General features: G+C 67.6%; 12 protein-coding genes and 2 pseudogenes. 8 read left to right on the top strand and 6 right to left on the bottom strand.

The window, feature by feature from the left end; all coding sequences use genetic code 11:
- Positions 1–167 precede the first annotated feature (167 nt).
- The gene (locus QFZ58_RS00160) at positions 168–755 is read right to left on the bottom strand and encodes an RICIN domain-containing protein (RefSeq protein ID WP_307122818.1); all 588 of its coding nucleotides are present in this window, start codon (positions 753–755) and stop codon (positions 168–170) included.
- 291 nt (positions 756–1046) lie between these two features.
- On the opposite strand from QFZ58_RS00160, the gene QFZ58_RS00155 reads away from it, so the two are divergent.
- Entirely contained in the window at positions 1047–2228 is a 1182-nt protein-coding gene (locus tag QFZ58_RS00155; protein WP_307122817.1) for an AraC family transcriptional regulator, read from the top strand.
- An 82-nt stretch (positions 2229–2310) separates the two neighbouring features.
- On the top strand, positions 2311–2526 hold the full coding sequence (locus QFZ58_RS00150) for a hypothetical protein (RefSeq protein ID WP_307122816.1): 216 nt from the start codon (positions 2311–2313) through the stop codon (positions 2524–2526).
- Positions 2527–2785: 259 nt separating this feature from the next.
- Here QFZ58_RS00150 and QFZ58_RS00145 read toward each other — a convergent pair whose 3' ends face one another.
- The 3 genes from QFZ58_RS00145 to QFZ58_RS00135 are packed head-to-tail and all read right to left on the bottom strand — an operon-like array spanning position 2786 to position 5087.
- Positions 2786–3793, bottom strand: a complete 1008-nt coding sequence (locus QFZ58_RS00145; protein WP_307122815.1) for a transporter — start codon at positions 3791–3793, stop codon at positions 2786–2788.
- Positions 3790–4686, bottom strand: coding sequence for an ABC transporter ATP-binding protein (locus QFZ58_RS00140; protein WP_307122814.1), 897 nt, complete (start codon positions 4684–4686; stop codon positions 3790–3792). The genes QFZ58_RS00145 and QFZ58_RS00140 overlap by 4 nt, the downstream gene beginning before the upstream one ends.
- Entirely contained in the window at positions 4683–5087 is a 405-nt protein-coding gene (locus QFZ58_RS00135) for a GntR family transcriptional regulator (protein WP_307122813.1), read from the bottom strand. Before QFZ58_RS00135 ends, QFZ58_RS00140 begins: the two co-directional genes overlap by 4 nt.
- A 404-nt stretch (positions 5088–5491) precedes the next feature.
- Here QFZ58_RS00135 and QFZ58_RS00130 point away from each other — a divergent pair, with 404 nt between their 5' ends.
- On the top strand, positions 5492–5890 hold the full coding sequence (locus QFZ58_RS00130) for a helix-turn-helix domain-containing protein (RefSeq protein ID WP_307128728.1): 399 nt from the start codon (positions 5492–5494) through the stop codon (positions 5888–5890).
- A 126-nt stretch (positions 5891–6016) separates the two neighbouring features.
- Positions 6017–7221 (top strand): annotated as a pseudogene (locus QFZ58_RS00125) (IS3 family transposase).
- Positions 7222–7757: 536 nt separating this feature from the next.
- Here the strand turns inward: QFZ58_RS00125 and QFZ58_RS00120 are convergent.
- Positions 7758–9302, bottom strand: a complete 1545-nt coding sequence (locus QFZ58_RS00120; RefSeq protein WP_307122812.1) for a carboxylesterase/lipase family protein — start codon at positions 9300–9302, stop codon at positions 7758–7760.
- 589 nt (positions 9303–9891) lie between these two features.
- On the opposite strand from QFZ58_RS00120, the gene QFZ58_RS00115 reads away from it, so the two are divergent.
- Positions 9892–10242 (top strand): ATP-binding protein, encoded by a 351-nt coding sequence (locus QFZ58_RS00115; RefSeq protein ID WP_307122811.1) that lies wholly within the window; start codon positions 9892–9894, stop codon positions 10240–10242.
- A 119-nt stretch (positions 10243–10361) separates the two neighbouring features.
- On the top strand, positions 10362–10706 hold the full coding sequence (locus QFZ58_RS00110; protein WP_307122810.1) for an STAS domain-containing protein: 345 nt from the start codon (positions 10362–10364) through the stop codon (positions 10704–10706).
- Between the two features lie 72 nt (positions 10707–10778).
- Here QFZ58_RS00110 and QFZ58_RS00105 read toward each other — a convergent pair whose 3' ends face one another.
- Positions 10779–11978 carry a PP2C family protein-serine/threonine phosphatase gene (locus QFZ58_RS00105; protein WP_307122809.1) on the bottom strand — a complete coding sequence of 400 codons (1200 nt, stop codon included), beginning with the start codon at positions 11976–11978 and terminating at the stop codon, positions 10779–10781.
- A gap of 560 nt (positions 11979–12538) precedes the next feature.
- Between QFZ58_RS00105 and QFZ58_RS00100 the strand changes: the two genes are divergently transcribed.
- The gene (locus tag QFZ58_RS00100) at positions 12539–12796 is read left to right on the top strand and encodes an HTH domain-containing protein (RefSeq protein WP_307122808.1); all 258 of its coding nucleotides are present in this window, start codon (positions 12539–12541) and stop codon (positions 12794–12796) included.
- Between the two features lie 382 nt (positions 12797–13178).
- Positions 13179–13396 (top strand): annotated as a pseudogene (locus QFZ58_RS00095) (transposase); the annotation flags it as partial.
- Between the last annotated feature and the right edge of the window lie 10 nt (positions 13397–13406).

The following is a 13406-nucleotide window of genomic DNA, read 5'->3' as shown; positions in this document are numbered from 1 at the left end:
GTCGACGTAGTCAACGGGGGAAATGGCGGCACCGGTGGTGTGCCAGCCGCCGGAGTTCCACCGCCGGTAGGCATCGGCCGACGCCGTTACGGTGGCCTACGATCCCGCCGAGCTGGACTTCACCGTCTCCGTGGCTCAAAGACCCGGTTTCAACGGTGCGAAGGGGTTCACATGTTCCAGGCTTGGTAGCCGTTGTCCCAGCTCGCCGTGCTGCACGTGTGGAGGCGCAGGCCGTTGGCAGAGCTGTAGTCCATGCAGTCCCCGGTCGCCACGTTCTTCCAACTGACCCAAATGCCACCGGGGGCGTAGTAGGTCCGCCACTTCTGGTAGCCGTTGTTGTAGCTGGCGTCGCTGCATTCGTGAGTGCGCACGCCGGCACCGCTACTCCCGTCGAGGCACTGCTGCGTGGCCACGTTCTTGAACTTCCAGTCGCTGCCGACACGTTCGGCCCGCCATGCCTGGTAGCCGTTGTTGTAGCTCGCGTCGCTGCATCCGTGCATGCGAAGCCCGTTGCCGTTGCTGTCATCCAGGCAAGTTCCAGACCGATAGTTGACGAAGTTCTTGTAGCCGACGCTTGATGCAGCGCCGTCTGGAACGTTGTACAAAGGTGCTTCGGGCGTCGGCAGCGCGGGGGGGACCGTCACGACGGGAGACGGAGCACTCGTGCTCGAGTCTGAGGCCACGGCGCTGGGCGCAGCAGCGAATGCCCCGATCATTCCGATGATGGCGGCGGTCAGGGCGAAAGTCTTGCGCATGGGTGAAGCCTCCTGAATCATGATTCGTCTGGTTATGTGGGCACTACATCCTCCAAGCAGCGGTGCCCACGTTGGCGTTCAACGCGATGGGGCTCGCCGCTGGGACGGCGTGTCGCAGAGGGTGTTCCTCTGCTTCGGACGGAGCCATGGCGGCGGCTGCCGCCCGCTGTGCGCAACGGACCAAGGTCGGCACGTTGAGGAGTGGACAACCCAGGCCCGGTCCCAGCGCGACAGCACCCCAGGAGGAGAGTGCGGTATGTCGTCCCGCAACCCACCTTTCAAGGACAAGACATGACGCTAGATCGAATTCCTCAACCCGCACAGGGACCGGCGCGCCACAAGAAGGGCCTGACGCGCCAGAAGGGTCTGCAGCGTCACCGCGAATCGGAACGGCCCGGGACCACTGATGCCCCGCAGTTCCCAGGCACGATCGCCGCAGCCTTCACCCGTCTGAACGCCACAGCGGCCACACGGCTGGGAGTCAGTCCCGAGAAGTACGCCAATTTGGTCGGCATGGCCCCCGAACATTTGGCGGACGACCGATACCGCACTCCAGCATCCACCAATGTCCGTATCTGGGAACTCATGACCCTGCAGGCTCCATGGCATGAGGTCTCACTGCACATGGCCCACGAGAGCCCTCTGGGGGCGCTGGGGCTCTGGGACTACCTCGTAACTCAGGCGCCGACGCCTCTGACAGGGCTCCGCGATGCCGCCCGCTTCGTAGCCACAGTGGCTGACGCCGGCACCGAAGCCCTCCATATCGATGAGGACGAGCAGCACATCACCCTCAGCCACATCAATGCCGCCGACCTCAGTGACGATGTCGCATCCGCTATACGAACTTACTCCCTGAGCCTGTTTCGACCTCGGATCAGCGAGAGCACTCGCCGTGACATCACACCTATCAAGGTCACCCTTGCAGCCCGCGCGCCCCGGACCCACCAAAACCTCGTACAGCTGTACGGCACACGCGCCATCGACTTCAGTAGTCCGGTCAACACCATCACCTTCAGGGCCGCCGACCTCACCGCACCACAGCCTCACGTTCCCGGCCTATCCACCCTGCTCCGAAGACACGCTGAACAACAGCTCGCTGATGCCATTCCCCTACAGAACTGGCTCGACATATTCCGGGCCGCCCTCCGGACCACCCAGGACGCCGAGATCCCCACCCTCAAGACCGTAAGCCGACAGATGTCTTGCAGCACCCGTACACTTCAGCGCCGCCTTGAGGAACACCGGACCACCTGGTCGCAAGAACTCCAGGCACTGCGCCGCGAACGCACACATCGTCTGCTCTCTACGACCGACCTCCCCCTCAGCTCCATCGCCGGCCGAGTGGGCTACGCCGACGCCGGCGGCCTGCGCCGTGCCGTCCAGCGCTGGACCGCGCAACCCGTCGCTGCGGTCCGTGCGCGCAACGACGACTGCCGTCCGGCGGGACCGACGAGCACTCGAGAAAGCTCCTGACGTCGACAGCCTCAAGGACACCGGGCACTACTGGTAGGACGGGTTCTGTCACCGAACCGCCGCCGTTTCCAGGGGGCTTCCCGTGGTCTCCTGCTCTGCCACGCTCGACGTACCGCGTCAGCTCGCCCTGTTCCTGTCCTCGCTCCTGGCCGCTCACCGCCGTACGATCGGCACCCCGCGCAGGTCCCGGGCGCTGAGCCCGTTCCGGCAAGCCGTGCTGGTGCTGCGCCGGCTCCGGCACGGCGCCTGCATCCACTGCCTGGCCCGCGACGCGGGCATCGCGAAGGCCACCGCCTAGCGTTACCTGCACGAAGCCATCGACGTCCTGGCCGATCAGGCCCCGGACCTGCCCGCCCTCCAGCACGCCGCGCCAACCGGAACCTGTCCCCGTCTGCTCGCGGCTGCTCGGGACGGTGCCTGTACCGGCCTTGGGCCACCGGGACAGCCGATATCGGCGAGCGCAGTCTTGAGTGGTGAGAGGACCCTGTCGACGCCGCGAGGGGCAGCCCGGACCCGGCTGCCCCTCGCGGTTACTCCCGTAGTCAGACTGGCATCTGTCAGGTCACTCGGCGGCGGATCCACCAGGCACAGAACCCGGTCAACGCCAGGGCGAGGCCGAGGTAGAGCCCGGTCTCGGCCCATTGAAGGGCCCAGAAGTTGCCGGCGGGCTGGTACGTCACCTGCTGCTTGTAGCCCAGGGCGCCGAGGTCGGCGAGGCAGCGGTCGACTTGCTGCAGGGTGGGTGGACCCGACTCGGTGTGCAGGCAGTCGGCGAAGGACGACGGCACGAGGGCCGGCTGACCGGCGGCGTTGAGCGTCTGTTGGGAGGTTTCCCAGGCACCGGGCACCTCGGGATGCGCGACGATCTGCTCGGCGCCGTCCTGGATGCTGATGGGGGCACCGCCCGGCTCGATCGGCACGGTGGTCCGCTCCGTGGCAGCCAGGTGGAGCCGGATCCACATCGGCGCGGCGATCTGGACGGCGGCGTAGACGACGAACGTGGTGGCCATCGCGGGCAGGGTGCGACGGATGACGAGGCCGAGGGTGACACCCAGGACGAAGGCGAAGGCGGCATAAGCCATGGGGACGACACCCCGTGCGGCAAAGGCCACCGGGTCGAGCCGCGGGAAGTATGTGTCCGTCGCGCCCCCACCGTTGACAGCCCGGTCGATGGGACTGCTCCACCAGCTCACCGCGAGGCTGGCCAGTCCGGCGACGGTCATGGCAGCCGCCGCACCAAGGCCCAGCTTGGTCGCCAGCCAGCGCGTGCGGGTGACGCCCTGGTTCCACGCGAGGTAGTGGGTGCCGGTCTCCAGTTCACGGGAGATCAGCGGCGCACCCCAGAACATCCCGATGACCGCCGGCACGGCAAGCACGACCAGCAGTCCCACGTAGTAGACGGTCTGGTCCGAACTGGAGACCTGGTCCACCAGGCTACTGCCGGCAGCCCGGTAGAGGTCGGCCAGTTGCGGGCCGGTGACCGCGAGGGCGGCGGCGAGGGCGGCGACTGCGGCGAACATCACGGCGGCCTGTGTACGGAACTGCTGCCAGGTCAGCCAAATCATCGAAGTACCTCCAGCGCGGGCCGGGTGTCACGTACCGCATCGGCGGGCCGGGTCATGTAGGCCAAGACGATGTCTTCCAGACCGAGCGGGCTGACGGTCCAGGACGGATCGTGGACCGCGGTGTCGGTGCGTACCAGGAGGGTGGTCTGCCGGTCGGTGTGGCTGGCGGTGATGACGTGCTGACCGGCCGGGAGTGTGTCCGGGTCCCGGCGCGGTCCGGTGAGCCGGTGGTGGCAGGCGACCAGGTCGTCGATGTCGCCGGCCACCTGCACCCGGGAGTCGACCAGCACGATGACGTAATCGCAGGTTCGCTCCACGTCGGAGACCAGATGGGAGGACAGTACGACGCTCAGCTCGTGCTCGGCGACGGCCTCCATCAGGTCCTGCATGAACTCCCGTCGGGCGAGCGGGTCCAAAGCCGCGACTGGCTCGTCCAGGATGAGGAGTTCCGGGCGCTTGGCGATGCCCAAGGTGAGGGCGAGCTGCGCGCGCTGGCCGCCGGACAACTTGCCGGCCCGCTGCTTAGGGTCCAGACCGAGGCGACGGATCCGGTCGCGCGCCACGGCGTCGTCCCAGTTCGGGTTGAGGCGCTTGCCGAAGTCGAGGTGGTCGGCGACGCTCAGCGCGGCGTAGGTCGGGGTGTCCTGGCCGACGAAGCCGACCTTGGCCAGCTGTTCCACACCCGCAGCAGGACGGCCACCGCACACCTCGATGGTGCCGGCCGTCGGCGTCAGCATGCCGGAGGCCAGGTTCAACAAGGTCGACTTGCCGGCGCCGTTGGGGCCGACCAGACCGACCACCCGGCCGACGGGCACGTCCAGGTCGCAGTTCTGCAGCGCCCAGCGCTGCTTGTACCTCTTGCCCAGGCCCTGGGCTCGCAAGACAGCGCTCACGCTACGTCCTCTCCGGCGGCGTTACGGAACGTGTTCACAAACAGCGCCTCGATGCTCTCGTCGTCGAGCCCGGCCAGCCGGGCCTTGGTCAGCCAGCGCTGCAGGTCCTTGCGCAGCGGTCCCTGCGCGGCGAGCGTGCCGTCGGCCAGCGTCCGGGTCACGAACGTCCCGACGCCGGGACGGGCGGCCACCAAGCCGTCGTGCTCCAGCTCCCGGTACGCCTTGAGTACCGTGTTCGGATTCACCGCCATCTGCCTCGCCACCTCCTTGACCGTCGGCAGCCGATCCCCCTCCTTCAGCAGGCCCAGACGCAGTGCATGCCGAACCTGCTGGACCAGCTGCTGGTACGGGGACAGGCCGGACCGGCTGTTCAGGTGGAACTCAATCACCGGTTCCTCCATTTATCTAGTTACCTAGCACTATAGCTCTCTGCGTCGACCATTCGGCAAGGCGTGCACTGCGGGCGCCGGCCACCGAGGGGAACCAGCCGCGCATGGGTGGCGCTCGCCAGACCTCGCTCGGGTGTCGGGAAACGACGGCACCCTCAAGTGATCAACGCACCACCCACGGATGATCATGTGATCGTGGAGGTACAGGTGCGTGACTACGGGTTCGCCGGCTCAGCAGGATGAGGTCCGGAGACGCTGGCGCGAAGGGCAGTCGTTCAGGTTGATCGGGCGGGTGCTGTAGGCACCGATGCAGCACGCCCGTCGGTTCCTGCACCAGAGCGGTGGCGTCGGCCTCACCCCGCAGACGCGGTCAGAGCGGCATCTGAGCGGCAGCGAGCGCGAAGAGATATCGCGGCATCGCCGCGGGAGAATCGGCCCGACAGCTGGCCAAGCGGCTGGGCCGATCTCCTTCGACTGTCTCCTGCGAGATTGCCCGCAACGGCGGCCGAGACCGCTACCGAGCTGCCTCGGTCGGTGCAGCCGCCTACGCGCGTGGGCGCCGCCCCAAGCAGGCCAAGCTCGCCCAACGGCCCGCTCTACGCGTCCTGGTGGAAGCCAAACTGGTTTTGTGCTGGTCACCCGAGCAGATTGCAGGATGGTTGCGACGGCAGTTTCCTGCTGACGCCTCTATACAGATCTCGCACGAAGCGATCTACCTCTCGCTCTACGACCCTCGTCGGCGCCAGGCGATTGACCGCAGCCTCACCCAGCGGCTGCGGTCAGGCAGGCCCATGCGCCGTCCGACGCGGCCATGATCAGCTGTGTGAGCGGGTCCCACATGGCGGGCTCGGGCCGGATCCCCTGCACGAGGACCAGGGCCTTGACCCCTGATGTTGAACACACGAGACACTGGATCCTGCGGATCTGAGGACGGACATCTCGTGGTCATGAAGAACTACCCGCCGGAGTTCAAGGCGGACGCGGTCGCGCTGTACGAGTCGCGGCCCGAAGCGACGATCAGGTCGGTCGCCGCCGATCTGGGGATCAACCCGGAGACCCTGCGGAACTGGGTCCGGGCAGCCGGAGTGAGCCGTCCCCGGGGACGGCGGACGCAGGAACCGGCCCAGCCGCCGGCCCCGTTGGAGGCTGAGAACGCGGCCTTGCGGAAGAAGGTTCGCGAGCTCGAGGAGGAACGCGAGATCCTGCGGAAGGCCGCCACGTATTTCGCCCGGGGAGACGCGCTGGTGAACCGCTTCCAGTGTGTCGCCGACCTCCAGCGCCGTTACGGCGTGAAGCGGCTGTGCACCATCCTCGGCGTCAGCCGCTCGAGCTTCTACTACTGGCGTCGGACAGCCACGGACCGGGCCGCCCGGCAGGCGGCCGACGCGAGGCTGGCCGCCCGGATACGGGCGGTGCACCAGGAATCGGACGGCACTTACGGAGCCCCCGGATCACCGCCGAACTCCGCGAGACGAGTGGTGAGGCGGTCAACCACAAACGCGTCGCCAGGATCATGCGGGCGTCCGGGATCGAAGGGGTCCGGTTGTGGCGCCGGCACCGCACCACCGTCCCCGACCCAGCAGCGGCCAAGGCTCCGGATCTGATCGGCCGCGACTTCGCGGCGGGCGAGCCGAACACGAAGTACGTCGGCGACATCACTTACCTGCCTATCGAGGGCGGGAAGTTCTGCTAGCTGGCGACCGTCATCGACCTCGCATCGCGCCGACTGGCCGGCTGGGCGATCGCCGGCCACATGCGCGCGGAGCTCGTGACCGATGCCCTGGCCGCGGCGATCCACACGCGCGGCAGCCTCGCCGGATCGATCATGCACACCGACCACGGAGCCCAGTACACGAGCCGGGCATTCGCAGAAGCCTGCAGGTCAGCAGGGGTGCGGCGAAGCATGAGCGCGGTCTGGTCCAGCGCGGACAACGCACTCGCCGAGTCCTTCAACGCGACCTTCAAACGCGAGACACTCCAGGGCCGGAAAGGGTGGCCCGACGAGCGCGAGGCCCGACTCGACGCCTTCCGATGGCTCCACCGTTACAACACCCGACGCCGACACTCCCGGCTCGGACAACGGTCACGGATCGACTTCGAGAACGCCCTCCACCTCACACCAACTACGCTGAAACCAGCCGCATAACCCGTGTTCAGGATTCGGGGTCAAGGCCCTATGGCTACTTCTACAAGAACGGTCGCTGGTCCACAACGAAGCGCTGGGGAGTCACCGAACAGGCGCTCAACCTCAACGACTGAGCCGGCTGCGTCGCCGTTGGAGCCTACGAGAACACGGACGCGCTGCGTCCTTCTATCGACGGTGACATATAGGCGGTCGGCAGGCAGACGCTGGTGCCACGGCCGACGTGACACGTCGGCCTCGGCGGTTCTCGTTCGGGGAACGGCCACTGTGACCGTTCCCCGAAGCCTGCGCGAGGTCCCGTAACTGACTCACAGCCTTGGCCTGCTGCGGTGGGGCTCAGAAACAGGCGCCAACTGCTCATCCGAACGGCTGACCACCCAAGAAAGCTCACACCGCTTTGGAACGCCGCAGTAGGCACGTGATACGGACGGCTGGGTGACTCCCTTGGCCAGAGACGGGTTGTGGCATGAGGCGATGCCGCTACCTCTTCAGGCAGGGTCACCGTGTGGGGGAGTGGCTGGCAGCTGTGCCGCCGATGGTCAACTGGTGGCGGGGTGGTCGTCCCACCATTCGCGTTCGCTCTTGCGCGGGTCCTCGACGACATGGTTGGTAGTGGCGCTGTTGTGGGCGTATGTCATGACGGGGCGCTTGGTGGTGTTGTAGGCGGCCCAGGAGACGTTGCCGGTCTTGGCGAAGTCGGCCCAGGCTTGGTGGAGGGCGGTGGCCAGGGCCTGGGGCGGGTTGGGTCCGGTGAGCTTCTTGCTGTCGGGCAGGGCCAGGGTGTCCCAGGCGAAGGGCAGGTCGACGCTGTGGCAGGCACCGATCTTCACCCCCAGCTCGTTGGGGGTGACGGGGGAGCGCCAGCCGAATTCGTACAGGTGGGTGGGGGCGGCGGCGGTGCGGGCTTCGGCGACGCGGTAGGTCGGGAGGCGGAACATGCGATCGCTCAATAGCGCGCAGGCCACGCCGACAGCGGCGTCGCGGGGGTAGGCGTTGGTGTCACCCTTCTTGTACTCGCTCCATGAGCCCTCCGGAACGCTGTACGCCTTCAGGTGTTTGTCGTACAGGGCGGGAATGTTCCAGCCCACCAGGATAGTGGTGACGATGAAGAGCCGAAATTCCTCTGTGGTGGTCCCCATCAGCACGGGGATGTTGCTGCCGGCGCCGTCGGCGATGGCGTCGATGGGGCGCCTTGGCAGTACATCCCCGTCGACGACGGGCATGAATGACAGGCCGCAGGAAGCCATGGTGCTCGGGCCGTACTTGGCGGCGTCCGGGCTCTGACTGACGGCGGCGCTGACGGTGTTCTGCGCGCCGAGGAGCTTTTCGGTGTCGGCGCCGGCCAGGGCTGCGGCGGTGTTCTCGATACCGAGTTCGTCTGCGACGGCCTTGAGGACCTTGGTGGCGTCCACGGGACTCTGGCCGAGGTGGGCGGTGCCGCTCTGCACGATCGCTTTGTGGAACAGGCCGTCATCGCGGGACATGAGCGCGAGGATGCTCATAGCGCCGGCGGATTCCCCGGCCACGGTGACGTTGTCCGGGTCTCCGCCGAACCGGGCGATGTTCTCGCGCACCCAGGTCAGGGCGGCGATCTGGTCGAGCAGGCCGCGGTTGGCCGGTGCGGGCGCATCCGGCAGGTAGCCGAAGCCGTACACACCGAGCCGGTAGTTGAAGCTCACGCACACCAGACCGTCGCGGGCGAAGGTGGCGCCGTCGTAGCTGGGCACGGCAGAGGAACCGGTGGTGAACCCACCGCCGTGGATCCACACCAGGACCGGCAATCCGGACGCGTCGGGATCCGGTGTCCAGACGTTCAGGTTCAGCCACTCCTCGCCCGCCACGTCGGGGTCGGATGTAATCTCTCCCAGCCGACCGCCCAGCGGCGGCTTGGGCGCCGTGGCACCGAAGGAATGGGCGGCGCGCACGCCCAGCCATCGCTTCGGAGGCACCGGGGCGGCGAACAGCAGGTCACCGGCCGGAGCGGCGGCGTACGGAATGCCCAGGAAACGGGCACCATCCTCGCCCACCAACCCGGAAACCCGGCCATGTGCAGTCTCGACCTCGACTGTGTTCTGCTCGGACACTCGATTCCTTCGGGCCGGTGATGGTGCGCCCAGGAGGCCGGCCACCCCCGTACAAGCGGCCCCGAACCGGTAAGAGGACCGGGGCGTCGGTGACCTACCCCACTGGTACACAGCGTCATGCCCGATGACAGAAAGTATCCGATGGGGTCGTTCTCTGATCGTCTGTTGGATGTGGATTCCATTGAGGTTCCGCACCCGCCGACCCACGCCGTGGGGGACGAGGAGACCGGCGTGCTGCGGCAGGCCGAGACCAAGACGCCCGGGTCGCTGGGTAAGGACCCGGTGGACTGCGCCAGGGTGCACGGGGAACGCCTCGCAGTGTCTCGCCTGCCGGTATCGTCAGGTGCCACATGAGAACTGTTGACAACGGGCACATTCGACGCAGGGCGATCAGGGGTGCGGGGAGCACGCGGAGGGTGTGATGAGCGGCTTGTGGTCGGCGCTTGTCGCTCAAAGCGTGAGGTGCTGAGCCAGCTGGAGCCCGGCGAGCAGATTGGGGGAGCCTGTGATGCAGGAAACGCCACAGGACGGGAGCACGATGTCCAGGCGGGCCGGGCTGCGAGCAGCGGTCTCATACGGCGGGGCGCTCGTGATCGGCGAAGCACGGGATTTCACCGGGGCTTTTTTGGACCGGGCTGCGGTGCGGGGTGTGGCGGTGGCGGGTGTGAAGCGGGGGGATGCGCTGCTGGTGGTCAGTGAGCTGGTGACCAACGCCGCACGGCACGCGCCCGGTCCGTGCACTCTCGCTCTTGACCTGCGGGACGGTCTGCTGGAGATCGCCGTGTCCGATACTTCGGTGCGGTCACCGCAGCCGCAGTCCTTCGGGCCTCAGCGTATCGGCCAGCACGGACTGGAGGTCGTCCTGGCTCTGTGCACCAGAGTCGTCACCGAAACCACCGACCGCGGTAAAACCGTTCGTGCCCACATCAATATCGTCTGAGGTCCACTTCCGGCCGCCGGAATTTCTCGATGGTTGACACCGGCAGGACAACTGAGCTGGGCTGAGGGCCAGGTCGCGCTCACGGCCGGCGGCGCCGAAGCCGCCCGAAAGGTGGCATCTTGCACAGCGAACGTCTACGGATCCGCACATCTGTCACTACTCCGCGCGGTATCACGGTCTTCACCCCCGCAGGGGAACTGGACTACAACAGTGCTTCCGCTCTGGAGACGGCCATCACCGCGACCGGTCGGCTGCCCTGCGCCGTCGTGGACTTCTCCCACATCACCTTCACCGACTCCACCGGCATCAACGCCCTGCTCCGCGCCAACCGCACCCTTCAGGCCGCGGGCGGCTGGCTCCGCCTCAGCAGCATCCCCGATACATCTCTGCGGCCCATGGAGATCGTCGGCCTGAACCAGGTCATCGACATGTACCCCACTCTGGAAGCCGCCCTCCGGACATAAGCGGCCCCCGTCGTCCTTCGCTCCGGGTCGACTGGCACGAGCCCGTCCAGCAGCGGCTTGCTCCGCCCCCTTCTATCCGTCCGAGGAGCCAGGGCCGTGCCATTCGCAGAACAGGACGGTGGCGTCGTCCTCCAGCCGTCCCTGGTGGTAGTCCATGACGGCGTGCATGAGACGCCGCAGGGTTTCGTCGACGGGGAGGTTGTCGGCTTGGTGGCGGATGATGAAGTCGGTGAAGCGTTCTACGCCGAATTCGCGGCCGTCGGTGTCGCGGGCTTCGGTGATGCCGTCGGTGAACAGCAGCAGCCGGTCGCCGGGTTCCAGCTGCTCGGTGCACTGTTTGATGGGCAGGTCGAACCCGGTGCCCATCGGCCCGGCCGGCGGACAGCTAAGCGTACTGGCCCAGCGGCCGCCGCGGATCAGTACCGGCAGCATGTGTCCGCGGTTGACCCAGCTGAACTTGCCGGTGTCCAGCTCCAGGTCGGCGAGGATGCCAGTGGCGTAGCTGCTGTGCCTGAACTGCTCGACCAGGGTGTCCTCGATTGCCACACTGGCTTCGGGGATCGTCGCGCCGGCGCGGCGGTGGCTGCGGCAGGTGGAAATCGCCAGGGCAGCGGTCAGGCCGGCGGCAGTGTCGTGGCCCATCGCGTCGAAGACCGCCAGGTGCAGGACGTCACCGGCCATCGCGTACTCGAAGGCGTCCCCGGCCACCTGGTAGGCCGGTTCCATGAAGGCGCTGATCGTGACCCGCTGGTCGGAGAAGGTCCGCGGCGGCATCAGCGCCCACTGCAGTTCCGCCGGTATCCCCATCGGCCGGGTGCGCACCAGCCGGGCATGGGAGTCGCTGTGGGCCCGCTTGGAGACCAGCAGCAACCCGGCCACCGACGCCAGCGCCCGCACCACGTCCTCATCGGGCTTGCCCCTGTCGCCGGGACCGGGTTCGACGTGCAGGACGCCCAGGCGCTGGGTGCCGTCGCGCACCGGAGCCCAGCAGGCCCCGCCGCTCGCCGGCGTCGTGACCTCTGTGAGCTGGTAGGCGCGGCCCGGCAAGGTGCCCTCGATCCGACACTCCTCGCCACCTTCGCCGGCGCTCAAGCCCACGCCGGTGACCTCGCCCAGCACATCCTCCTGAAGATCCGCCACGAACAGCCGCGCCCCACCCGCACCGGCCTCCTTCGCCGCAGTGTCGAGCAGACGGGGCAACTGCTCGAAGGGGGCCGTGTGACTGGCCTCCAGCAGCCGGGCCAGCGCCCGTGCCAAGCCCTGCGCCGTCATACCTGCCTCCGCAGCCCAAGACCCGTCAAGCCGACATCCCACTCTTCCGCCATGACCTATCCCTCACCAGCGCAAACCCCAAGGGGCCCGCGAATCGACAAGCACATGCCACCGGGAAGCACAGGACTCAGCCCGAAGGAGGGACCACCGGTGCGACCAGCCCACCCCGGCCCCCGGGTGGGGCGGTCATGACGACGGTCTCCACCAGTCTCCCACTCTGGCTTCGGCCAGTCCGCGTGGTTCCCGTGGCTGGTCACGCCCCCGCCCACGTCTCGCCCGCGCGCTCCTGGACCTTGTTGATCCGAGAGGCACTCCTCGGATGTCCGGTCTTGGGCAGCTGATGACAGAAAGGCTGCCGAACGAGTACCTGTGACAAGTCGAGTGCTTCAGCGGTGACAACCAGGCTGCTTCGACCGTTCCTGTTCGCCAGCTCAGCGGTCTTCGCCGGTGACAACTACCGAGCTTCGGCTCACCGGACCGATGCGGTCCGGGGCTCGCTCACGCGCCGGAGCCTGGCCTCTGTCCACAGGTTCCCCATGGCCGAGTGCTTGGCATGAGCGATGACAAGCAGCAGCTGGCCCCCCCCCGGCCGCAGGAAGGTCCTGGAGGCCCTCGCGCGGGCGGAGCGGAAGGTCTTCACCCGCCCCGCGCCGAATTCCGCCAAGGCACAGGTGAAATTCCTCCTCACGCGGGCGAAGGGGCCGACCAAGGATCTGGCGGAGCGTCTGGGTGTCTCGCGCCGGACGGTGGAGCGCTACCGCGCCGGGGAGCTGACGACCCACAGAAGCGCCGTCAGCCGCTCTGGTGGAGGAGACTGAATCCGAGTGGAAACCGCAGGTCAGGGCACAGGAAACTGTCGCCCCACCAGGCCCGCTCGGGCCTGGCCTGCCTGCGGGACACCATCACCGAACGCGGCTGGCCGCCGCTGATCTGGACGAGGCCGGACGGCTGCAAGTTCTGCGCCGATCCCGCCGAACTCCAGGCAGACGAGGTCGCGGTCATCCGCGGCAAGCTCACCGAGATCCGCCGCTTCATCACCGGAACCGTCGCCCCGCACGCCGTCCTGCAACCGAAGGGGCGGTGGATCAAGCACCTCAACACCCAGCTCAACTCGGTCGAGTCCACGCTCGATGTGATCGCCGACTTCACGACGCCTGACCGGTGGGACCGGCCGCAGAGCGACCGGTCCCACCCACCGTCTTGAGGGAGGAACAGTTGCCGCGTCGCCGCTGCTACCCCTCCGACACCTGGGACGACGAATGGGCGCTGATCGAACCGCTGCTGCCGGTACCGGCCTGCGAGACCAAGGCCGGCGTCGCCCGGAGAAGCACCCGCGCCGGGAGGTCGCGGACGCGATCCGGTGCGTCGTCGACACCGGCTGCAGGTGGCGGGCCATACCCCGGGATTTCCCGCCCTTTCTGTGGAATC

The organism is Streptomyces sp. B1I3 (assembly GCF_030816615.1).
Classification (GTDB): domain Bacteria; phylum Actinomycetota; class Actinomycetes; order Streptomycetales; family Streptomycetaceae; genus Streptomyces.
Note: the sequence above shows the minus strand (reverse complement) of the source record. Positions and strands in the feature narration are given on the sequence as shown.

Excerpts from the sequence above, each read along its gene's own strand:
- QFZ58_RS00160 (WP_307122818.1), bottom strand. The coding sequence starts at position 755 with ATGCGCAAGACTTTCGCCCTGACCGCCGCCATCATCGGAATGATCGGG.
- QFZ58_RS00155 (WP_307122817.1), top strand. The coding sequence starts at position 1,047 with ATGACGCTAGATCGAATTCCTCAACCCGCACAGGGACCGGCGCGCCAC.
- QFZ58_RS00145 (WP_307122815.1), bottom strand. The coding sequence starts at position 3,793 with ATGATTTGGCTGACCTGGCAGCAGTTCCGTACACAGGCCGCCGTGATG.
- QFZ58_RS00135 (WP_307122813.1), bottom strand. The coding sequence starts at position 5,087 with ATGGAGGAACCGGTGATTGAGTTCCACCTGAACAGCCGGTCCGGCCTG.
- QFZ58_RS00105 (WP_307122809.1), bottom strand. The coding sequence starts at position 11,978 with ATGACGGCGCAGGGCTTGGCACGGGCGCTGGCCCGGCTGCTGGAGGCC.
- QFZ58_RS00100 (WP_307122808.1), top strand. The coding sequence starts at position 12,539 with ATGACAAGCAGCAGCTGGCCCCCCCCCGGCCGCAGGAAGGTCCTGGAG.